Origin of the sequence: Methylibium sp. (assembly GCF_965279545.1) — a bacterium.
In the GTDB taxonomy this organism is placed as follows: Bacteria; Pseudomonadota; Gammaproteobacteria; order Burkholderiales; family Burkholderiaceae_C; genus Methylibium.
Genome location: NZ_OZ257250.1, coordinates 483,764 through 502,959, shown reverse-complemented (window position 1 = coordinate 502,959; position 19,196 = coordinate 483,764). Strand labels below are relative to the sequence as shown.

Genomic DNA, 19,196 nt, shown 5'->3' with positions numbered 1-19,196 from the left:
CGGCCGCCGGTGCGGCCGTTCAGGCGCGCAGCAGCCAGGTCGGCTTGAAGCCGATGTCGGCCGGCTTGCCCTTGCGCGCCCGCACGCCCTTGTAGACGGCCACCGCGGCCGGGCCGAGGGTCTCGTCCTTCGGCTTGCCGCCGCGACCGCTGCCGAGCACACGCAGCGTCTTCTCGAAGGCCGCCACGCTGACCAGCGCGTCCTTCGCTTCCAGGTCCATCAGCGTCAGCCCGCGCCCGCCCTTGGGCTGCAGCTTCAGGTCGTCGAGCGCGAACACGAGCAGGCGGCCACCGAGACTCAGGCAGGCGAGCTGCGTGGCAGCGTCGGCGCGGCTGGGCGGCAGCGGTTTCTCGCCGTCGGCCAGCGTCAGGAAGCCCTTGCCGCCGCGCTGGCGCGACTGCAGGTCTCCGGCCTTCGCGAGCAGGCCATAGCCGCCGGTGTTGGCGAGCAGCAGCGTGGCATCGGCCGGTCCGGCGAAGTAGTGCTGCGGCTGCGTGCCCGACTCCAGCTCGATCATCGCGGTGATCGGCTGACCGTCGCCGCGCGCGCCGGGCAGACCGCTGACGGCCACCGAGTACACGCGCCCGTTCGAGCCGAACACCAGCAGCGTGTCGACGGTGCGGCACTCGAAGGTGCCGTACAGCGTGTCGCCGGCCTTGAAGGCGAAGCCCGCGGCGTCGTGCCCGTGGCCCTGGCGCGCGCGCACCCAGCCCTTGCCGCTGACGACCACCGTGACCGACTCGTCGATCACCTTGACCTCGGCCACCGCCTTCTTCTCGGCCTGGATCAGCGTGCGGCGCGCGTCGCCGTGGGCCTTGGCATCGGCCTCGATTTCCTTCACGACCGTGCGCTTGAGCGAGGCCGGGCTGTCCAGGATGTCCTGCAGCCTGGTCTGCTCCTCGCGCAGGTTCTTCAGCTCCTGCTCGATCTTGATCGCCTCCAGCCGCGCCAACTGGCGCAGCCGGATCTCGAGGATGTCCTCCGCCTGGCGGTCGCTGAGCCGGAAGCGCTCGATCAGCGCCGGCTTCGGTTCGTCGGCATTGCGGATGATGCGGATCACCTCGTCGATGTTCAGCAGCACCAGCTGCCGGCCCTCGAGGATGTGGATGCGGTCCAGCACCTTCGTCAGACGGTGCTGCGTGCGCCGCTGCACCGTCGTGAGCCGGAAGCCGATCCACTCGGCGAGCATCTGCCGCAGCGACTTCTGCGTCGGCCGCCCGTCGGCGCCGACCATCGTCAGGTTGATCGGCGCCGAGGTCTCCAGGCTGGTGTGCGCCAGCAGCACGTTGACCAGCTCCTGCTGCGGGGCGCTGCGGCTCTTGGGCTCGAACACCAGGCGCACGGCAGACTCCTTGCCGGATTCATCGCGCACCGCATCGAGCACGGACAGCACCGCGGTCTTGAGCTGCGTCTGCTCGGCCGACAGCGCCTTCTTGCCGGTCTTGACCTTGGGGTTGGTCAGCTCCTCGATCTCCTCGAGCACCTTCTGCGCGCTGGTGCCCGGCGGCAGCTCGGTGACGACCAGCTGCCACTGGCCGCGCGCCAGGTCCTCGATCTTCCAGCGCGCGCGCACCTTCAGCGAGCCGCGGCCGCCGCGGTAGGCCTCCATGATGTCGGCGGCCGGGCTGATGATCTGGCCGCCACCGGGATAGTCGGGCCCCGGCAGCAGCGTGAACAGCTCGTCGTCGGCGAGCTTGTCGTTGCGGATCAGCGCGACCGCCGCCGCCGCCACCTCGCGCAGGTTGTGGCTGGGGATCTCGGTCGCCAGGCCCACCGCGATGCCGCTCGCGCCATTGAGCAGCACGAAGGGCAGCCGCGCCGGCAACTGCCGGGGCTCCTGGGTCGAGCCGTCGTAGTTGGGGATGAAGTCGACCGTGCCCTCGTCGATCTCGTCGAGCAGCAGCCGGGTGATGGGCGCGAGGCGGGCCTCGGTGTAGCGCATCGCCGCGGCGCCGTCGCCGTCGCGCGAGCCGAAGTTGCCCTGGCCGTCGATCAGCGGGTAGCGCTGCGAGAAGTCCTGCGCCATGCGCACCAGCGCGTCGTAGGCCGCGGTGTCGCCGTGCGGGTGGTAGCGGCCCAGCACGTCGCCGACGACGCGCGCGCTCTTCATCGCCTTCGGGCCGCCGGCCGTGGTGAAGGCCAGGCCCAGGCGCTCCATCGCGTAGAGGATGCGGCGCTGCACCGGCTTCTGTCCGTCGCACACGTCGGGCAGCGCGCGGCCCTTCACGACACTCAGCGCGTACTCGAGGTAGGCGCGTTCGGCGTAGTGGGCGAGCGTGATGGCATCGCCAGGTTCACCCGCTGGGGGGGCGTTGAAGAGATCGGATTCGATGGTCATGCAGGCGGGTCACCGGCCTCGGGCCGTGTGCTTTTGTCGTGCTTCGGTGCGTTCAACGGAACGGGTTGTGGATGGTCAGGCCGTCCAGGGTCTGACCGTGCTGGAAGTCCTCGGAGTACAAGGTCGTGCAACCCGACAGCAAGGCGCTGGCCGCGATGGTGGCGTCGTAGATCGGGAAGCCGTAGCGCCGGGCCAAGGCCAGGGCCCGCTCATGGGTCGCGACCGTCAAGGGCTCGACCCGGCAGACCTGCCGCAACGCCGAGAGAACTTCGTCGATCTTCGGCCACGGCGTCGCACCCTTGCACCGCGCCACGGCAACGAACTCGTTCAGCACCTGCACGCTGATCGTGCCCCCCGTGGCCAGCAGATCCTCGGCCAGATCGGCCTTCGCCTCGTCGCCGGTCAGCAGATAGAGCGCGATGTTCGTGTCGAAGAAAGCGCTGCGGGTCACCCGCGGCCCTCGTAGGCTTCGAGGCGGTCGAACTTGAAGTCGGCCGGCAGCTGCCCGCGGTACTTGCGCAGACGCGCGAGAACTTCGCGATTGCTCGGCGAGCGACTGACGATGAACTTGCCCTTGCCGGCGACGCCGATCTCGATGTCATCACCTTCCTTGAGCCCGAGCACTTCGACCACGGCTGCCGGCAGCCGCACCGCCAGGCTGTTGCCCCATTTCGAGACTTGCATGGAATCTCCGACCGTTCTGGATATACAGGTGCAGAATTGTATATCTCAAGCGGCTTCCTGCCCCGCTTGCCGCCGCACGGCGTACTCGGCTTCGAGCAGCGACATCACGATCAGCGAGTCGTAGACCGGTTCGCTGCCCTCTTCGTTGCGCACGCATTCGCGCAGTCGGCCCTCCTCGACGAAGCCCTCGCTGTCGTAGAGCGCCTTGGCGCGCACGTTGTGGGTCTTCACGTCGAGCCAGAAGCGGTGCGCATGCAGGTCGCGAAACGCCATCTGCTTGAGCTGGCGCAGGCAGGCGCGGCCCAGGCCCCTGCCCTGCGTCATGACCACCATGCGCTTGAGTTCGATCGAGCGATGCCGGCTGCGGCAGCCCTGCAGGATCACGAAGCCGACGGCCTGCGTGCCGGCACCGGCCTCGACGATGAAGTGGCGGAAATCAGGGAAGCGCACCGCGCCTTCGTGCTGGGTGCGCTCCCAGGGCGTGATGTAGGGGCGGCAGGCAGGGTCCTGCTCGACCGTCAGCACGAAGTCGAGGTCGGACAGCATGGTGGGACGCAGGCGCACCCCGGTGCAGGACTCGCTCACACGTCCACCTCGATCGCATCCCCGTGCAGCTCCATCAGCTCGCGCCGCGAGGCCGCCTCGCCCTTGCCCATGAGCTTGTTGAAGGAGACCGCCGTCGCGCCGAAGTCGAGCACGCCCCAGCTCACCGGCAGCAGGCGCCGCGTGTCCGGGTTCAATGTCGTGTCCCAGAGCTGCTCGGCGTTCATCTCACCCAGGCCCTTGAAACGGCTGATGGTCCAGCTGGTCTCGCGCGCGCCTTCCTTGCGCAGCTTGTCGAGGATGGCGGTGAGCTCGCCCTCGTCGAGCGCATAGAGCTTGGCGGCCGGCTTCTTGCCGCGCGCCGGTGCATCGACGCGAAACAGCGGCGGCTTGGCGATGAAGATATGGCCGGTCTCGATCAACTTCGGAAAGTGCCGGAAGAACAGCGTCAGCAGCAGCACCTGGATGTGCGAGCCGTCGACGTCGGCATCGCTGAGGATGCAGATCTTGCCGTAGCGCAGGCCGGACAGGTCGGGCTCGTCGTTCGCGCCGTGCGGGTCGACGCCGACCGCGACCGAGATGTCGTGGATCTCGTTGTTCGCGAACAGCCGGTCGCGCTCGACCTCCCAGGAATTGAGCACCTTGCCGCGCAGCGGCAGGATGGCCTGGGTCTCCTTGTCACGGCCCATCTTGGCGCTGCCGCCGGCCGAGTCGCCCTCGACGAGGAAGAGCTCGTTCATGGCCAGGTCGCGGCTCTCGCAGTCGGTCAGCTTGCCGGGCAGCACCGCCACGCCCGAGCCCTTGCGCTTCTCGACCTTCTGCCCGGCGCGCTGGCGCGCCTGGGCCTGGCGGATCACCAGCTCGGCCAGCTTGCGGCCATGCTCGACGTGCTGGCTCAGCCACAGCTCGAAGGCCGGCCTGACGTAGGTGGACACCAGCCGCAGCGCATCGCGCGAATTGAGCCGCTCCTTGGTCTGGCCCTGGAACTGCGGATCGAGCACCTTGGCCGAGAGGACGAAGCTGGCGCGCGAGAACACGTCGTCGGGCATCAGCTTCACGCCCTTCGGGCAAAGCGCGTGCAGCTCGATGAAGCCCTTGATGGCCTGGAACAGGCCGTCCTTCAGGCCCGACTCGTGGGTGCCGCCAGCCACCGTGGGGATCAGGTTCACATAGCTCTCGCGCACCGCCGCGCCGTCCTCGGTGAAGGCCACGCACCAGGCCGCGCCCTCGCCTTCGGCGAAGTTCTCGGTCTCGCCTTCCTCGGCGTAGTGCGCGCCCTCGAACAGCGGGATCACCGGGTCGGCCAGCAGCGTCTGCATCAGGTAGTCACGCAGCCCGCCCTCGTAGCGCCAGGTCTGCAGCTCGCCGGTCTTCTCGTGCGTCAGCGTCACGCTCACGCCCGGCATCAGCACCGCCTTGCTGCGCAGCAGGTGCACCAGCTCGTTCTTCGGCAGCTCGGCGCTCTCGAAGTACTTCGGGTCGGGCCACACGCGCACGCCGGTGCCCTGCTTGCGGTCCGCGGCGCCGGCCTTGCGCAGGGCCACCGGCTCGATCACGTCGCCGCCGCCGAAGGCCAGCGTCGCCACCTTGCCCTCGCGGAACACCGCGACCTGCAGCCGCGTCGACAGCGCATTGGTCACGCTGACGCCCACGCCGTGCAGGCCGCCGGAGAAGCTGTAGGCGCCGCCCGAGCCCTTGTCGAACTTGCCGCCGGCGTGCAGCCGCGTGAACACGATCTCGACCACCGGCACCTGCTCCTCGGGGTGCAGGCCGAACGGGATGCCGCGGCCGTCGTCGTCGACGCTGACCGAGCCGTCGGTGTGCAGCGTCACGGCGATGCGCTGGCCGTGGCCGGCGAGCGCCTCGTCGGCGGCGTTGTCGATCACCTCCTGCACGATGTGCAGCGGGTTGTCGGTGCGGGTGTACATGCCCGGACGCTGCTTCACCGGCTCCAGGCCCTTGAGCACGCGGATGGACGATTCGCCGTAACGGCCCGGCGCGGAAGGTTTGGTTGCCATGGCCGAAGATTCTAGGGAGCCGCCGTGCGTGCACCGGCGCGCGGGCTTACCACAGCACGAACATCGCGACCACGGAGGCCGCCATCGCCGCCGCCGCCAGCCAGCCGAGCCAGCGCAGGCGGGCACCGATGGTGTTGCCGCCCATCACCTCGCGGTCGCCGCCCAGCAGCATCAACACGACCATGATCGGCACCGCGATCACGCCGTTGATGACCGCCGACCAGAACAGTTCCTTGATGGGATCGGCTGGCGAGAAATCGAGCAGCACGCCGCCGACCGTCGCGACGGCGATGAGGGTGTAGAAGCGCTTGCCTTCGCCGCGCTGCAGCTTGAGATCGAGCCCGCCGCGCCAGGCCATCGCCTCGGTCACCGCGTAGGCGGCCGAGCCGGCCAGCACGGGAACCGCGAGCAGGCCGGTGCCGATGATGCCGAGCCCGAACACGAGGAAGGCGGCCTCGCCGGCCACCGGCCGCAGGGCCTCGGCCGCCTGCGCCGAGGTCTGGATGTCGCGCACGCCCGCCGCATACAGCGTGGCGCCGGTGCTGAGCATGATGAACAGCGCGATCAGGTTCGAGAAGCCCATGCCGATGAAGGTGTCCCAGCGGATGCGCCGCAGGTGGCGCCGCACCTCGGCCGCGCTGTGCGTCCAGTCGCCACCGCCGGCGGCGGCGCGCAGGTCTTCGACTTCCTGGGCCGCCTGCCAGAAGAACAGATAGGGGCTGATCGTGGTGCCGAACACCGCGACGACCATGGTGACCGTGGCGCCGTCCCAGCTCAGCCGGGGCCAGACCAGCCCGCGCGCAACTTCACCCCAGGGCACATGCACGCTGAACACCACGGCGACATAGGACAGCAAGGCCAGCGTCAGCCACTTGAGCCACTGCACGTAACCGGCATAGGGCAGGAACACCTGCAACACCAGGCACAGCAGCCCGAAGCTCACCACATAGACGTGCGCAGCGCCGCCGGCGATCAAGCGCAGCGCTTCACCCATCGCGGCCAGATCGGCGGCGATGTTGATGACGTTCGCGACCACCAGCAGACCGACGAGGACCAGCAGCACCGGCCGCGGATAGCGATCACGGATGTTGGCGGCCAGGCCCTTGCCGGTGAGGCAGCCCAGTCGCGCGCTGACCATCTGGATGCCCGTCATCAGCGGGTAGGTGAAGACCAGGGTCCAGGCCATGCCGAACCCGAACTGCGCGCCGGCCTGCGAGTAGGTCGCGATGCCGCTCGGATCGTCGTCGGCGGCCCCGGTGATGAGGCCGGGGCCGAGCTGCGAAAGGCGTCGCCGCCAGTGGGCCAGGTTTCGTCGGAACGCCATGGTCTTGTCCTTGGTTGCCACCGGGAAGGGAGGGGAGGCCCCGGCATGACGGGACGCATCATCGGCGCTCGCGGCTGACGCCATCATGAAGACCTTGGCACGGGACCCGGCCGGTCGCCGACCTCCTGCAGCGATTGTCGGAACCCCTGACAATCGGCCCATGAATCCGCCGGCCCGCGCCCCGCAGACGCTCTCGATGGCCCAGGTGCTGCTGTGCAGCGCGGCCATCGTGACGCTGTCGATGGGCATCCGCCATGGCTTCGGCCTGTGGCTGCAGCCGGTCACGACGGACCGCGGCTGGACGCGTGAAACCTTCGGCTTCGCGCTGGCGGTGCAGAACCTGGCGTGGGGCCTCGCCGGGCCCTTCGCCGGCATGCTGGCCGATCGCTACGGCGCCTTCAAGGTGCTCGTGATGGCCGCGGTGCTCTACGCGGCCGGGCTGGTGCTGATGGCGCTCGCCACCTCGGGCCTGGCCTTCACCGGCAGCGCCGGCTTGATGATCGGCATGGCCCAGGCCGGCTGCACCTACGCCATCGTCTACGGCGTGATCGGCCGCACCGTCGCACCCGAGAAGCGCTCGTGGGCCATGGGCATCACCGCCGCGGCCGGCTCCTTCGGCCAGTTCCTGATGGTGCCGGTGGAGAGCTGGTTGATCTCGGGCTTCGGCTGGCAGGAGGCGCTGATCCTGTTGGGTTGCGCGGCACTGGCGATCGTGCCGCTGGCCTTCGGTCTGAAGGAACCGCAGCGCGCGGCCGCCCCCGGCGTGCAGCAGAGCATCGGCGAGGCGGTGCGCGAGGCCTTCGGCTACCGCAGCTTCCAGCTGCTGATGGCGGGCTACTTCGTGTGCGGCTTCCAGGTCGTGTTCATCGGCGTTCACATGCCGAGCTACCTGAAGGACCACGGCCTGTCGCCGCAGGTGGCGACGACGGCGCTGGCGCTGATCGGCCTGTTTAACGTGTTCGGCACCTACGCAGCCGGCGTGCTGGGCCAGCGGCTGCCCAAGCGCCACATCCTCGCGACCATCTATGCGCTGCGCTCGGTGGCCATCATCGCCTTCCTGCTGCTGCCGCTGACGCCGGCCTCGGTCTATGCGTTCTCGGTTGCGATGGGCCTGCTGTGGCTGTCGACGGTGCCGGCGACCAACGCAGTCGTGGCACAGATCTTCGGCGTCAAGCATTTCTCGATGCTGGGCGGCTTCGTCTTCCTCGCGCACCAGATCGGCAGCTTCCTCGGCGTGTGGCTGGGCGGCAAGCTCTACGACGCGACCGGCAGCTACGACGTGGTGTGGTGGATCGCGGTCGCGCTCGGCGTGTTCGCCGCGGTCATCAACCTGCCGGTGCGGGAAACCGCCATCCGGCGCGCCGTGCCGGCAGCGGCCTGAGCCAGCCATGCGACTTGCCGCCGTCCAGCGCACGTTGACCTGGGTCGCCGCGGCCACCGCCCTGGCCGCCGTCTTCATGGCCTACCTGCAGCCCGACCTGATGGTCGACCTGGCCAACCGCGTGTGGAGTTGCCTGGGATGACGCTCGCCGCAACGCATGGCGGGCTTGTGCCGTCGCCGTGGGTGGAACGCTGGACGCGCGGGCTGCCGGCGGGCGCACGCGTGCTCGACGTGGCCTGCGGCTCGGGTCGGCACCTGCGCTGGCTCGCGGCGCAGGGGCACCGGCTCACCGGCGTCGACCGCGATGCTGCCGCGCTCGCGGCGTTGCGTGCCGAACAGCCCTCGCAAGAACTGATCGTCGCCGACATCGAGTCCGGCCCCTGGCCGCTGGCGGGCCGCGAGTTCGACGTCGTGATCGTCACCAACTACCTGTGGCGGCCATTGCTGCCGGCCCTCTTCGCCAGCGTGGCACCGGGTGGCCGCCTGATCTACGAGACCTTCGGGCTCGGGAACCAGACCGTCGGCAAGCCGTCGAACCCGGAGTTCCTGCTGCGGCCGGGCGAGCTGCTGGATGCGGTGCGCGAGCAAGGCAACGGTTGGCGCGTGCTCGGCTACGAGGACGGCACTCTGGAGATGCCGCTGCGCTTCGTACAGCGCATCGCCGCCGTGCACGAGGCGCAGGCCGGCGCGTCGGCGTCGGCAACGCCACCGCGTTATCCCTTGTAGCCGCCCCGTCAGCCTCGCTGCCGCGGCTGGCTAAAATCGCAGGATTCAGAGGATTCCCCATGAAACCCATCGTTGGCAGCATCGTGGCGCTCGTCACGCCGATGCATGATGACGGCAGCGTCGACTACCCCGCGCTGCGTCGCCTGATCGACTGGCACATCGCCGAAGGCACGGACTGCATCGGCGTGGTCGGCACCACCGGCGAGTCGCCGACGGTCACGCCAGAGGAGCACTGCGAGATCATCCGCGTCGCGGTCGAGCATGTCGCCGGCCGTGTGCCGGTGATGGCGGGTGCCGGCGCGAATTCCACGCGCGAGGCGATCGAGCTCAGCCGCTACGCGAAGCAGGTCGGCGCCGACTGCACGCTGCAGGTCGTGCCCTACTACAACAAGCCGACGCAGGAAGGCCAGTACCAGCATTTCCGGACCATCGCCGAGGCGGTGGACATCCCGGTGGTGCTCTACAACGTGCCCGGCCGCACCGTGGCCGACATGCTGCCCGAGACGGTGCTGCGGCTGGCCCAGGTGCCCGGCATCGTCGGTCTGAAGGAAGCCACCGGCAACATCGAACGCGCGTGCTGGCTGATCAGGCAGGCGCCGAAGGGCTTCTCGATCTACTCCGGCGACGACCCGACCGCGGTGGCGCTGATGCTGCTCGGCGGCCACGGCAACGTCAGCGTCACGGCCAACGTCGCGCCGCGCGCGATGCACGCGCTGTGCGTTGCCGCGATGGCCGGCGACGCGAAGCGCGCCGCCGAGATCCACCTGAAGCTGCTGCCGGTGCACAAGCAGTTGTTCTGCGAGCCGAATCCGATTCCCGTGAAATGGGCGCTGCAGCGCATGGGCCGCTGCGGCGGAACGCTGCGGCTGCCGCTCACACCGCTCAGCGCAGGCCAGCAGCCGGCGGTCGAGCAATCGCTGCGCGAAGCCGGACTGCTGTGACACCCGGACCACCGCTTCACCCTTGCCCCGCGCTCCACTGCCCCGCCACCCCGGCGGCCCGCCCAGCCCGATCCCCGGAGAAGCCTCCCGTGAGTTTCCAAAGTCGATTCAACGTTCCCGCCCGTTTCCTGCTGCTGGCGGTGGCTTCCGGCCTCTCGGCTTGCACGATCAACAATGCCCTGCAAGGTGACAAGGTCGACTACAAGACCAAAGGCGCGAAGACCGTCTCGCTCGAAGTTCCGCCCGACCTGACGCAGCTCTCGCCCGACCAGCGCTACCAGCCGGCCGGCGGCACGATCAGCGCCTCGGCGCTGCAGACGGCTGCACCCAACAGCGCAGCGCCCACCGCGGCGGGCAGCACGGCCAATGTCGCGCCCAAGGTGGTCGGCGAAGTGACCCTCGAACGCGCGGGCAGCCAGCGGTGGCTGGCGACCCGGCAGACCCCCGAGGAGCTGTGGCCGCAGTTGCAGGCGTTCTGGCAGGAGCGCGGCTTCCAGCTCGAGCTCGAGCAGCGCGACACCGGACTGATGGAGACCAACTGGGCCGAGAACCGCGCCAAGCTGCCGCAGGACGTCATCCGCAGCACCATCGGCAAGGTCTTCGATTCGGTTTACGACACCGGCGAGCGCGACCGCTTCCGCACCCGCCTCGAGCGCAGCACCGATGGCGGCACCGAGATCTACATCAGCCACCGCGGCATGGTCGAGGTCTACACCAGCGAGCGCAAGGACAGCACGGTGTGGCAGCCGCGCCCGGCCGACCCGGAGCTCGAAGCGCTGATGCTGTCGCGCCTGATGCTCAAGATCGGCGGGAAGGAAGAGCAGGCCAAGGCCGCCGCTGCGGCCGCCTCGGCTGCAGCGGTGGCGCCAGCCCCGGCCACCGCGCGTGCACGGTTGCTGGCCGGCATCGGTACCGGCCTGCAGGTCGACGAAGGCTTCGACCGCACCTGGCGCCGCGTCGGTCTGGCACTGGACCGCAGCGGCTTCACCGTCGAAGACCGTGACCGCGCCCAGGGCCTGTACTACGTGCGCTACGTCGACCCGGCGCAGGTGGGCAAGGACGAGCCCGGCTTCTTCGGCAAGCTGTTCGGTGGCGGCAAGAAGGACGCCGCCGCGCAGGGCGGCCTCGCCCGCTACCGCATCGCGGTGAAGAGCCAGCAGGCCGACTCGACCCTCGTGACCGTGCTGAACAACCAGGGCAGCTCCGAGACCGGCGACGCCGCGCAGCGCATCCTGGAGCTGCTGGCGACCGACTTGAAGTAGCGTCGCACCCGCCCGCCCGACGCATGCGCTTCTGCAGCCTCGGCAGCGGCAGCACCGGCAACGCCACCCTGGTCGAGGCGCGCGGGACGCGCCTGCTGATCGACTGCGGCTTCACGCTCAAGGAGCTGGGGCTGCGGCTGGGTCGCGTCGGGCTGGCAGCCGCCAACATCGATGCGGTCTTCATCACCCACGAGCACGGCGACCACATCGGCTGCGCGCTGAGTCTGGCGCGGCGTCACCGGCTGCCGCTGTGGATGAGCCGCGGCACCTGGCGCGCGATCGGCGCACCCGAACTCGACGCAGGGCTGCTGCACTTCGTGCGCGACGGCGCGCCGGTCGTCGTGGGGGACCTCGAGCTTGCGCCCTACACCGTGCCCCACGACGCCGCCGAACCGCTGCAGCTGAGCTGCAGCGACGGCACGCACCGGCTCGGCGTGCTCACGGACGCCGGATCGAGCACCGAGCACCTGTTGGGTGCATTGCAAGGCTGCGACGCGCTGCTGCTGGAGTGCAACCACGATCGCACCCTGCTGGCAGCTTCGAGCTACCCGGCGTCCCTGAAGGCCCGCGTCGGCGGGCGCCTCGGACACCTCGCGAACGACAGTGCGGCCGAAGTGCTCGCGGCCTGCCGTCATGCCGGCCTGCGCCACGTCGTGGCAGCGCACCTGAGTGCGCAGAACAACCGCCCCGAGCTGGCGGCGGCGGCCCTCGCCGCTGCGCTGGGTGCCGGGCCCGCCGATATCGTGGTGGCCAATGCGAGCGCAGGCTTCGCCTGGCTGGACCTGGCCTGATCTCGAGGCGCGGGCATGCAGCCACAAAAAAAGCCGCCCCGAAGGGCGGCTTTTTCGAAACGATCGACTCGTGCAGGGCTTGCGCCCCGCCAACAAGCTTACTTCTTGATCGCGTCCTTGGCAGCGTCGACGGCAGCCGAAGCCGCATCAGCGGCGCCGGCCGCAGCACCGGCAGCGGCCGAGGCAGCCGCGTCGGTGGCGGAAGTCGCGGCGGCAGCGGCGGAAGAAGCCGCATCACTGGCAGCCGAAGCAGCCTGCGCCGTCGCCGAAGCGGCAGCGTCGACAGCAGAAGCTGCGGTGGCCGCAACTTCTTCCTTCTTGCCGCAAGCGGCGAGGGCAGCAGCAGCAATCAACGTGGCAAGCAGGAGCGATTTTTTCATCATGAGGTCCTCAAACGAAGGGTTCAAACAACACCGGTGTGGCAGAACCCGCCGAACAACGTCGAGTTCCGAACAAGACCAGGACAGCTCGAGCAGTCCTGTGCCTAGCCCAAGAGTGTATCCCGAACATGGTGCATACCCTCATAGACCCAACGTAGTTACAGGGAAGCTCTCGTCCGCTCGTTGTGAAAGTGCCTCAATCAACTCCCGGCACTGCACCAAATCGGCCTGCTCGCGGTAGACACGTCCGCGATAGCGCTCCCCGTCGTGCAAGCGCACGGCCACGAGTTCCGGCGCGAACAGCAAGGTGGGCAGCTTGTCGGCAAGCTCCTCATGGACGGCGAGGCACTGGACGATATGCGACCACTGGCGCCGCCAGGCGACCCAGCGCGGGAAACGCTGCGCAAAACCGCCATAGTCGGCGGCCAGCAGCGTCAGCCGACGCCGCGAATTGGCCCAGCGTATCAAGGCCTCGATCACGGCCGGCTGCCCGAGCGGCCAGCGCGCGAAATCAGGGTCGCACAGCCAGAGCTGTTTGACGCCGGCCTCGGCGCAGGCCTCCAGTGCCGCCAGCAGCGCCTCGGAAAAGCCTTCGCGCGTGTCGATCACCTGCGTGCCGGCGCCGGCCTGCGCCGGATCCGTGGCGGCGGTCTCGGGTGCTTGCCGTTCGGTCCCTTCAGTCATCGTCTTCTCCCATGGCTTGAAGCCAGCCGTCTTCGGCCCATTGCGTCAGCAGTTCGTGAGCGGCACCGCTCGCCCGTGCGAGTTCGCCGGCCGACAACGCGCGCCGATCGGCGAGCCGGCGCATCAGCGCTGCATCGCGGCCCGCGGCACGCCAGGATTCTCCGTTCACGAACACGTGGACCGGGTCGTACATCATGCGCGTGCGCGGGTCCAGCCGCACGCCGGCTCCGATCGCCGGCACCTCGACCGGCGGCGCGAACCAGACGCGCGGCTTGGGTTCGGTCAGCGCCTCGCCGAGCGCGGCCTGCAGCGCCCGCGGATCGCGCAGCGCACGCGCCACCGCGTCGGCAGCGAAGCGCTGCAGCGCGTCCGGAATGCGCCCCGGCTCGGTCGTCGCCGCTTGAGACGGATCGCGGTAGAGCACCTGCGGGCCGTCGTCATCGCGCTCGATCAGCCGCCCCAGGACCTCGCGTGCCAGCTCGCTGCGGGCCGGCGCGCGAAAGCCGATCGACGCGGTCATGCATTCGCCTTCGGCCACGCCGTCATGGCCCCAGCCGGGCGGCAGGTAGAGCATGTCGCCGGGTTCGAGCAGCCACTCCTGCCGCGGCTCGAAATTCGCGAGGATCTTCAGCGGCAGGCCCGGCCGCAGCGAGCCGTCGCCGGGCGGGCCGATGCGCCAGCGGCGCCGGCCCTGCACCTGCAGCAGGAACACGTCGTAGGAGTCGATGTGCGGCCCCACGCCGCCGCCATCGCTGGCCCAGGACAGCATCAGGTCGTCGAGCCGTGCCTCGGGCACGAAGCGGAACATCGACAGCAGCTCGTGCGCGGCGGGCACATGCAGGTCGAGGCCCTGCAGCAGCAGCGTCCAGCCCGCCTGCGCGACCGGCGGCAGCGCGCGCCGTGGCAACGGGCCGCAGCGCAGCGTCCAGGTCTCGCCCCGCCGCACGATCAGACGCGACTCGACGGCCTCGCCCGCGGCCAGCGCGAACAGCGCGCTGCGGCTCAAGGGCGCTTGCACACCAGGGACCGCCCGGCGGATCAGCAGCGGCTTCTTTTGCCAGTGCCGGCGCATGAAACGCCGAGGACTCAGAGAGCCGAGCAAAGGGGTCGGCGTGTCGATGTCGGGAGGCAGTTGCATGGGCTCATTGTGCGATCATCCTTTCATGCAAATCACGCCCCCCTGCGTCGTCAGTCTGACGTGGCGACTCGAAGACACCCACGGCCAGCTGATCGACGAGCTGGCCGAGCCGGTGGAGTTCTTCGTCGGCGGCGACGACCTGCTGTCGAAGGTCGAGGAGTCGCTCGTCGGTCAAGCCGAAGGCTTCGAGGCGACGCTGCACCTGGAGCCCGAGCATGCCTTCGGCGACTACGATGCCGACCTGGTGTTCTTCGAGGAACGCAGCGTCTTCCCGGAACACATCGAGGCCGGCATGCAGTTCGACGGTCCGCCCGAGGGCACGACGACGCGCGACCTGCCGCTCGACACCGTGTACACCATCACCGAGGTCTACGACAGCCACGTGGTGCTCGATGGCAACCACCCGCTGGCCGGCGTCGCGATGGTGCTGGCACTGAAGGTGCGTGACGTGCGCGCGGCGAGCGAAGAGGAAATCGAGCACGGCTCGGTCGCCACCTCGGCACTGACGGTGCTGAACGCCGTGCCGCCCTCGCCTCACCTGCACTGACGACCGCGCCGCGCGGTGGTCGGCCGGGTGTGCGGTCGGCCCGGTGCGGTCAGCGCTTGCCGGTCGAGCCGAAGCCGCCCTCGCCGCGCTCGGACAGGCCGAATTCGTCGACGACGCGAAAGCGCGCCTGCACCACCGGCACGATCACCAGCTGGGCAATGCGTTCGAGCGGCTGCACCGTGAAGGCGGTGGTGCCGCGGTTCCAGCAGCTCACCATCAGCGGGCCCTGGTAGTCGGAGTCGATCAGACCGACCAGGTTGCCGAGCACGATGCCGTGCTTGTGACCCAGGCCCGAGCGCGGCAGGATCATCGCCGCCAGGCCGGGATCGCCGATGTGGATGGCCAGGCCGGTCGGGATCAGCTCCGTGCGGCCCGGCTCCAGCACCATCGGCGCATGAAGACAGGCGCGCAGATCGAGGCCGGCGCTGCCGGGCGTCGCATAGGCGGGCAACTGGTCCGCGAGGCGCGGGTCCAGCACTTTCAGGTCGATGGTCGTCATGGAATCATGAATTCAGCGTGGCGCGGCGTCGCGCGATCTCGGCCACCAGCGCACGCGCCAGCGTGAGCTTGTCGGCCGTGCCGCCATCGGCCGGCAAGGCCTGTTCGCCCTCGGCATCGACCAGCAGCAAGGCGTTGTCATCGCGGCCGAAGGTGGCCGGCCCGAGGTTGCCCACCACCAGCGGCAGCTTCTTGCGTTCGAGCTTGGTGCGGGCGTGCGCGGCCAGGTGCTCGCTCTCTGCCGCGAAGCCGACGCAGAACGGCGGCTTCGGCAGCGCCGCCACCGTCGCGAGGATGTCGGTGTTCTCGACCAGCTCGAAGCTCGGCACGAGCTTCTTGCCGTCCTTCTTGATCTTGTGTTCGGCCAGGCGCGCCGGGCGCCAGTCGGCCACCGCCGCGGTCGCGATGAAGATGCCGTGCGTCGCCGCCAGCGGCAGCACCGCGGCGAGCATCTGCTCGGCGCTCTGCACGTCGATGCGCACCACGCCGCGCGGCGTCGGCAGATGGACCGGGCCGGCCACCAGCGTGACCTCGGCGCCCGCCTCGCGCGCCGCGCGCGCCAGCGCAAAACCCATCTTGCCGCTGGAGCGATTGGTCAGGCCGCGCACCGGGTCGATCGCCTCGAAGGTCGGCCCGGCCGTGATCAGCACGCGCTCGCCGGCCAGCGGCTTCGGTGCGAGGTGGGCCACGATGTCCTCGAGCAGTTCGGCGGCTTCGAGCATGCGGCCGTCACCGATCTCGCCGCAGGCCTGGTCGCCGCTGGCCGGGCCGAGGATCACCGCACCGTCGGCGCGCAGTTGCGCTGCATTGCGCTGCGTGGCCGGATGCGCCCACATCTCGCGGTTCATCGCCGGCGCCAGCAGCAGCGGGCAGCGGGCGATCGGCCGTGCCAGGCACAGCAGGCTCAGCAACTCGTCGGCACGGCCCTGCGCCAGCCTGGCCATCAGGTCGGCACTCGCCGGCGCGACGATCACCGCATCGGCTTCGCGCGTGAGGTTGATGTGGGCCATGTTGTTCGGCTCGCCGGCATCCCACTGGCTGGTCAGCACCGGCTGGCCCGACAGCGCCTGCATCGTGACCGGCGTGATGAACTGCTGCGCGGCGTCGGTCATCACGACCCGCACGCTGGCGCCGGCCTTGACCAGCAGGCGCAGCAGCTCGGCCGCCTTGTAGCAGGCCACGCCGCCGCTGAGTCCCAGCACGAGGCGCCGGTTCTCGAGGTCACCGCCAGGCCCGGAGCGATCGGTCATCGTGAGGCTTTCGTCGTCGAGGCCGCTCGTCGAGCGACCGGATGGGCGCGATTATCGCGGCGCCGCCGCGGCAGCGCAGAACCGTCGGAACCAGGAGCGCCGCCGCCGCGCCCAGCCTCACCCGGCCGCGCACGAGCTCGACGCGAAAATCCTCTCCCGGCCGATGAAGATGGGCTCTACAGTCCAGCGGCTGCCGGAGTTCACCCGCAAGGTGAAGCCGGGCACCTCCGCCCGTTGAACCGTGTTGACTTCGATCTGAAAGGACCGGCCGCATGGACCCCCTGATCCTCGCGCGTGCGCAGTTCGCCGCGAACATCACCTTCCACATCCTGTTCCCGACGATCACGATCGCGCTCGGCTGGCTGCTGCTGTTCTTTCGCTGGCGCTGGCTGCGCACGCACGACGGCGCCTGGCTCGCGGCCTACCGCTTCTGGACCAAGGTGTTCGCGCTGAGCTTCGCGCTCGGCGTGGTGAGCGGCATCACGATGAGCTTCCAGTTCGGCACCAACTGGCCGGGCTTCATGGAGAAGGCCGGCAACGTGGCCGGGCCGCTGCTCGGCTACGAGGTGCTCACCGCCTTCTTCCTCGAGGCCGGCTTCCTGGGCGTGATGCTGTTCGGCCACGGCCGCGTCAGCGAGCGCATCCACATGATGGCGAGCTTCTTCGTCGCCTTCGGCACCACCGTCAGCGCGTTCTGGATCCTGGCCTTGAACTCGTGGATGCAGACCCCCGCCGGCCACGAGGTGATCGACGGCGTGTTCCACGTCAAGAGCTGGCCCGCGGTGCTGTTCACGCCGTCCTTCCCCTACCGCTTCTCGCACATGCTGCTGGCGTCGGCGCTGACCTGCGCCTTCCTGATGGCCGGACTGAGCGCCTGGCAGTTGCTGCGCGGCAAGGCCGAGCGCTCCGCGCCCAAGGTGCTGCGCGTCGGACTCACCGTCGCCGCGCTGCTGATCCCGGTGCAGATCTTCGTCGGCGACCTGCACGGCCTGAACACCCTGCACCACCAGCCGCAGAAGATCGCCGCGATGGAGGGCGTGTGGAACACCGAGAAAGGCGCACCGCTGCTGCTGTTCGCGGTGCCCGACGACAAGGCCCGCACCAACCACTTCGAGATCGCGATCCCGAAGATGGCGAGCCTGATCCTGACCCACGATGCCGACGGCGAGATCAAGGGCCTGAACGACTTCCCCGATGCCCAACCGCCGGCCGCGCCGCTGTTCTACGCCTTTCGCGTGATGGTCGGCATGGGCGTGCTGATGCTGCTGGTGAGCTGGGCGGGCTGGTGGATGGCACGCCGCGCCGGCTGGGCACCCGCGCGGCTGTCGCGCGGCCTGCTTTGGGTACTGGCCGGCATGAGCTTCTCCGGCTGGGTCGCCACCGTGGCGGGCTGGTGGGTGACCGAGATCGGCCGCCAGCCCTTCATCGTCTACGGCCTGCTGCGCACCGCCGACGTGGCCTCGACCAACGTGCCCACGCCGATGATCGCGCTCAGCTTCGCGCTGTACGTGACGCTCTACCTCGCGCTGATCGTGGCCTACGTGAGCGTGCTGAAGTACATGGCCGAGAAACCCGAAGACGTGCTGCAGCCCGACGCGCTGGAGCAGGCCGAAGGCCGCGCCGCCGCCGCGCTGGTGAAGGGAGGTGCCGCATGAGCTTCGATCAATCCCTGCCACTGATCTTCATGGCGCTGATGGGCATCTCGATGCTCGTCTACGTCGTCAGCGACGGCTACGACCTCGGCGTCGGCCTGCTGATGCCGCGCGCCAGCGCCGCCGAGAAGGACGTGCTGATCGCCTCGATCGGCCCGTTCTGGGACGCCAACGAAACCTGGCTGGTGCTGGGCATCGGCATCCTGCTGATCGCCTTCCCGAAGGCGCACGGCCTGGTGCTCTCGCAGCTCTACCTGCCGGTGACGCTGATGCTGATCGGCCTGATGCTGCGCGGCGTGGCCTTCGACTTCCGCGTCAAGGCCCGGGACGCGCACAAGTCGACCTGGGACCGGCTGTTCTTCGCCGGCTCGCTGCTGGCGTCGACCTCGCAGGGCTGGATGCTGGGGCGCTACATCAGCGGCTTCGGCGAGGGCTGGAACTACCCGGTGTTCGCAGCGGCCATCGCGCTGGCCCTGCCCGCGGCCTACGTGCTGCTCGGCGCCGCCTGGCTGATCATGAAGACCGAAGGCGAGCTGCAGCGCAAGGCCATCCGCTGGGCCAGGCTGGCGTGGTGGCCGGTGGTCGTGGGCATGCTGCTCATTTCGCTGGCCACGCCGTGGATCAGCGCCACGGTGCGCGAGCGCTGGTTCGAGCTGCCCGCGGTGATCGCGCTGATGGCGATCCCGCTCACGACCGCCATCGCGCTCGTCACCACGCGCCTGGTGCTCGACCAGCCGATCGTGCGCAAGGAGCTGTGCTGGCTGCCCTTCGTGCTGCTGATCGCCGTGTTCGTGCTCGGCTTCCTGGGGCTGGCCTACAGCATCTACCCCTTCGTCGTGATCGACCGGCTGACGATCTGGCAGGCCGCCAGCAGCCCGGCAGCGCTGAAGGTCATCCTGATCGGCGTGTGCATCTCGGTGCCGGCCATCGCGGCCTACACGGCGTTCTCGTACCGGGTGTTCTGGGGCAAGGCGACGGAGTTGAGGTACGGGTAGGGGCGTGCGCAGCAACTGTCGAGCAACAAGGCCGTCTCCAGTCT

General features: G+C 69.4%; 21 protein-coding genes. 10 read left to right on the top strand and 11 right to left on the bottom strand.

The features are described 5' to 3' along the window. Nucleotides 1-19: 19 nt before the first annotated feature. Genes parC through ACQY9S_RS02355 form a run of 6 tightly spaced genes read right to left on the bottom strand, consistent with a single transcriptional unit; the run spans nucleotide 20 to nucleotide 6,907 of the window. Nucleotides 20-2,338 carry a DNA topoisomerase IV subunit A gene (gene parC, locus ACQY9S_RS02380; RefSeq protein ID WP_428422975.1) on the bottom strand — a complete coding sequence of 773 codons (2,319 nt, stop codon included), beginning with the start codon at nucleotides 2,336-2,338 and terminating at the stop codon, nucleotides 20-22. A gap of 52 nt (nucleotides 2,339-2,390) precedes the next feature. Further along, on the bottom strand, nucleotides 2,391-2,789 hold the full coding sequence (locus tag ACQY9S_RS02375) for a PIN domain-containing protein (protein ID WP_428422974.1): 399 nt from the start codon (nucleotides 2,787-2,789) through the stop codon (nucleotides 2,391-2,393). Further along, nucleotides 2,786-3,022 (bottom strand): AbrB/MazE/SpoVT family DNA-binding domain-containing protein, encoded by a 237-nt coding sequence (locus ACQY9S_RS02370; protein ID WP_428422973.1) that lies wholly within the window; start codon nucleotides 3,020-3,022, stop codon nucleotides 2,786-2,788. Before ACQY9S_RS02370 ends, ACQY9S_RS02375 begins: the two co-directional genes overlap by 4 nt. A gap of 45 nt (nucleotides 3,023-3,067) precedes the next feature. Next, nucleotides 3,068-3,607 carry a GNAT family N-acetyltransferase gene (locus ACQY9S_RS02365; protein WP_428422972.1) on the bottom strand — a complete coding sequence of 180 codons (540 nt, stop codon included), beginning with the start codon at nucleotides 3,605-3,607 and terminating at the stop codon, nucleotides 3,068-3,070. Then, on the bottom strand, nucleotides 3,604-5,583 hold the full coding sequence (locus ACQY9S_RS02360) for a DNA topoisomerase IV subunit B (RefSeq protein ID WP_428422971.1): 1,980 nt from the start codon (nucleotides 5,581-5,583) through the stop codon (nucleotides 3,604-3,606). Before ACQY9S_RS02360 ends, ACQY9S_RS02365 begins: the two co-directional genes overlap by 4 nt. A gap of 46 nt (nucleotides 5,584-5,629) precedes the next feature. After that, entirely contained in the window at nucleotides 5,630-6,907 is a 1,278-nt protein-coding gene (locus ACQY9S_RS02355; RefSeq protein WP_428422970.1) for an NRAMP family divalent metal transporter, read from the bottom strand. Between the two features lie 160 nt (nucleotides 6,908-7,067). On the opposite strand from ACQY9S_RS02355, the gene ACQY9S_RS02350 reads away from it, so the two are divergent. From ACQY9S_RS02350 to ACQY9S_RS02325, 6 genes are all read left to right on the top strand, one after another. Then, the gene (locus tag ACQY9S_RS02350; RefSeq protein ID WP_428422969.1) at nucleotides 7,068-8,288 is read left to right on the top strand and encodes an MFS transporter; all 1,221 of its coding nucleotides are present in this window, start codon (nucleotides 7,068-7,070) and stop codon (nucleotides 8,286-8,288) included. A gap of 7 nt (nucleotides 8,289-8,295) precedes the next feature. Then, on the top strand, nucleotides 8,296-8,430 hold the full coding sequence (locus ACQY9S_RS02345) for a hypothetical protein (protein WP_428422968.1): 135 nt from the start codon (nucleotides 8,296-8,298) through the stop codon (nucleotides 8,428-8,430). After that, on the top strand, nucleotides 8,427-9,014 hold the full coding sequence (locus ACQY9S_RS02340) for a class I SAM-dependent methyltransferase (RefSeq protein WP_428422967.1): 588 nt from the start codon (nucleotides 8,427-8,429) through the stop codon (nucleotides 9,012-9,014). Before ACQY9S_RS02345 ends, ACQY9S_RS02340 begins: the two co-directional genes overlap by 4 nt. A gap of 59 nt (nucleotides 9,015-9,073) precedes the next feature. After that, nucleotides 9,074-9,955 carry a 4-hydroxy-tetrahydrodipicolinate synthase gene (gene dapA / locus ACQY9S_RS02335; protein WP_428422966.1) on the top strand — a complete coding sequence of 294 codons (882 nt, stop codon included), beginning with the start codon at nucleotides 9,074-9,076 and terminating at the stop codon, nucleotides 9,953-9,955. Between the two features lie 89 nt (nucleotides 9,956-10,044). After that, nucleotides 10,045-11,217, top strand: coding sequence for an outer membrane protein assembly factor BamC (bamC, locus tag ACQY9S_RS02330; protein WP_428422965.1), 1,173 nt, complete (start codon nucleotides 10,045-10,047; stop codon nucleotides 11,215-11,217). Nucleotides 11,218-11,240: 23 nt separating this feature from the next. Further along, nucleotides 11,241-12,008, top strand: a complete 768-nt coding sequence (locus tag ACQY9S_RS02325) for an MBL fold metallo-hydrolase (RefSeq protein WP_428422964.1) — start codon at nucleotides 11,241-11,243, stop codon at nucleotides 12,006-12,008. Between the two features lie 98 nt (nucleotides 12,009-12,106). Here the strand turns inward: ACQY9S_RS02325 and ACQY9S_RS02320 are convergent, their stop codons facing one another. The 3 genes from ACQY9S_RS02320 to ACQY9S_RS02310 form a co-directional block, all read right to left on the bottom strand. Next, nucleotides 12,107-12,388, bottom strand: a complete 282-nt coding sequence (locus tag ACQY9S_RS02320) for a hypothetical protein (protein ID WP_428422963.1) — start codon at nucleotides 12,386-12,388, stop codon at nucleotides 12,107-12,109. Nucleotides 12,389-12,529: 141 nt separating this feature from the next. Next, nucleotides 12,530-13,072 carry a hypothetical protein gene (locus ACQY9S_RS02315; RefSeq protein WP_428422962.1) on the bottom strand — a complete coding sequence of 181 codons (543 nt, stop codon included), beginning with the start codon at nucleotides 13,070-13,072 and terminating at the stop codon, nucleotides 12,530-12,532. After that, nucleotides 13,065-14,210 carry a JmjC domain-containing protein gene (locus ACQY9S_RS02310; protein WP_428422961.1) on the bottom strand — a complete coding sequence of 382 codons (1,146 nt, stop codon included), beginning with the start codon at nucleotides 14,208-14,210 and terminating at the stop codon, nucleotides 13,065-13,067. The genes ACQY9S_RS02315 and ACQY9S_RS02310 overlap by 8 nt, the downstream gene beginning before the upstream one ends. A 25-nt stretch (nucleotides 14,211-14,235) precedes the next feature. Between ACQY9S_RS02310 and ACQY9S_RS02305 the strand changes: the two genes are divergently transcribed. Beyond that, the gene (locus ACQY9S_RS02305; protein ID WP_428422960.1) at nucleotides 14,236-14,757 is read left to right on the top strand and encodes an FKBP-type peptidyl-prolyl cis-trans isomerase; all 522 of its coding nucleotides are present in this window, start codon (nucleotides 14,236-14,238) and stop codon (nucleotides 14,755-14,757) included. Nucleotides 14,758-14,806: 49 nt separating this feature from the next. On the opposite strand, the gene dut is transcribed toward ACQY9S_RS02305, so the two are convergent. Both dut and coaBC read right to left on the bottom strand, forming a co-directional pair. Continuing rightward, nucleotides 14,807-15,256: a dUTP diphosphatase gene (gene dut, locus ACQY9S_RS02300; RefSeq protein WP_428422959.1), complete on the bottom strand. Its 450-nt coding sequence runs from the start codon at nucleotides 15,254-15,256 to the stop codon at nucleotides 14,807-14,809. A 4-nt stretch (nucleotides 15,257-15,260) separates the two neighbouring features. Then, complete coding sequence (gene coaBC / locus ACQY9S_RS02295) at nucleotides 15,261-16,505, bottom strand: bifunctional phosphopantothenoylcysteine decarboxylase/phosphopantothenate--cysteine ligase CoaBC (protein ID WP_428422958.1); 1,245 nt, start codon at nucleotides 16,503-16,505, stop codon at nucleotides 15,261-15,263. Between the two features lies 1 nt (nucleotide 16,506). Here coaBC and ACQY9S_RS02290 point away from each other — a divergent pair, with 1 nt between their 5' ends. From ACQY9S_RS02290 to ACQY9S_RS02280, 3 genes are read left to right on the top strand one after another with little or no spacing between them, the layout of a single operon-like run. After that, nucleotides 16,507-16,743 carry a hypothetical protein gene (locus ACQY9S_RS02290; protein WP_428422957.1) on the top strand — a complete coding sequence of 79 codons (237 nt, stop codon included), beginning with the start codon at nucleotides 16,507-16,509 and terminating at the stop codon, nucleotides 16,741-16,743. A 34-nt stretch (nucleotides 16,744-16,777) separates the two neighbouring features. Further along, nucleotides 16,778-18,160: a cytochrome ubiquinol oxidase subunit I gene (locus ACQY9S_RS02285; protein ID WP_428422956.1), complete on the top strand. Its 1,383-nt coding sequence runs from the start codon at nucleotides 16,778-16,780 to the stop codon at nucleotides 18,158-18,160. Continuing rightward, nucleotides 18,157-19,152 carry a cytochrome d ubiquinol oxidase subunit II gene (locus tag ACQY9S_RS02280; RefSeq protein WP_428422955.1) on the top strand — a complete coding sequence of 332 codons (996 nt, stop codon included), beginning with the start codon at nucleotides 18,157-18,159 and terminating at the stop codon, nucleotides 19,150-19,152. Before ACQY9S_RS02285 ends, ACQY9S_RS02280 begins: the two co-directional genes overlap by 4 nt. Nucleotides 19,153-19,196: the final 44 nt, after the last annotated feature.

Bases quoted from the DNA above. Each gene is read 5' to 3' on its own strand.
- ACQY9S_RS02310 (WP_428422961.1), bottom strand. From the start codon at position 14,210: ATGCAACTGCCTCCCGACATCGACACGCCGACCCCTTTGCTCGGCTCT.
- coaBC (WP_428422958.1), bottom strand. From the start codon at position 16,505: ATGACCGATCGCTCCGGGCCTGGCGGTGACCTCGAGAACCGGCGCCTC.
- ACQY9S_RS02320 (WP_428422963.1), bottom strand. From the start codon at position 12,388: ATGAAAAAATCGCTCCTGCTTGCCACGTTGATTGCTGCTGCTGCCCTC.
- parC (WP_428422975.1), bottom strand. From the start codon at position 2,338: ATGACCATCGAATCCGATCTCTTCAACGCCCCCCCAGCGGGTGAACCT.
- ACQY9S_RS02285 (WP_428422956.1), top strand. From the start codon at position 16,778: ATGGACCCCCTGATCCTCGCGCGTGCGCAGTTCGCCGCGAACATCACC.
- ACQY9S_RS02315 (WP_428422962.1), bottom strand. From the start codon at position 13,072: ATGACTGAAGGGACCGAACGGCAAGCACCCGAGACCGCCGCCACGGAT.
- dut (WP_428422959.1), bottom strand. From the start codon at position 15,256: ATGACGACCATCGACCTGAAAGTGCTGGACCCGCGCCTCGCGGACCAG.
- ACQY9S_RS02340 (WP_428422967.1), top strand. From the start codon at position 8,427: ATGACGCTCGCCGCAACGCATGGCGGGCTTGTGCCGTCGCCGTGGGTG.
- ACQY9S_RS02305 (WP_428422960.1), top strand. From the start codon at position 14,236: ATGCAAATCACGCCCCCCTGCGTCGTCAGTCTGACGTGGCGACTCGAA.
- ACQY9S_RS02325 (WP_428422964.1), top strand. From the start codon at position 11,241: ATGCGCTTCTGCAGCCTCGGCAGCGGCAGCACCGGCAACGCCACCCTG.
- ACQY9S_RS02280 (WP_428422955.1), top strand. From the start codon at position 18,157: ATGAGCTTCGATCAATCCCTGCCACTGATCTTCATGGCGCTGATGGGC.
- ACQY9S_RS02350 (WP_428422969.1), top strand. From the start codon at position 7,068: ATGAATCCGCCGGCCCGCGCCCCGCAGACGCTCTCGATGGCCCAGGTG.
- ACQY9S_RS02345 (WP_428422968.1), top strand. From the start codon at position 8,296: ATGCGACTTGCCGCCGTCCAGCGCACGTTGACCTGGGTCGCCGCGGCC.
- dapA (WP_428422966.1), top strand. From the start codon at position 9,074: ATGAAACCCATCGTTGGCAGCATCGTGGCGCTCGTCACGCCGATGCAT.
- ACQY9S_RS02370 (WP_428422973.1), bottom strand. From the start codon at position 3,022: ATGCAAGTCTCGAAATGGGGCAACAGCCTGGCGGTGCGGCTGCCGGCA.
- ACQY9S_RS02360 (WP_428422971.1), bottom strand. From the start codon at position 5,583: ATGGCAACCAAACCTTCCGCGCCGGGCCGTTACGGCGAATCGTCCATC.
- ACQY9S_RS02355 (WP_428422970.1), bottom strand. From the start codon at position 6,907: ATGGCGTTCCGACGAAACCTGGCCCACTGGCGGCGACGCCTTTCGCAG.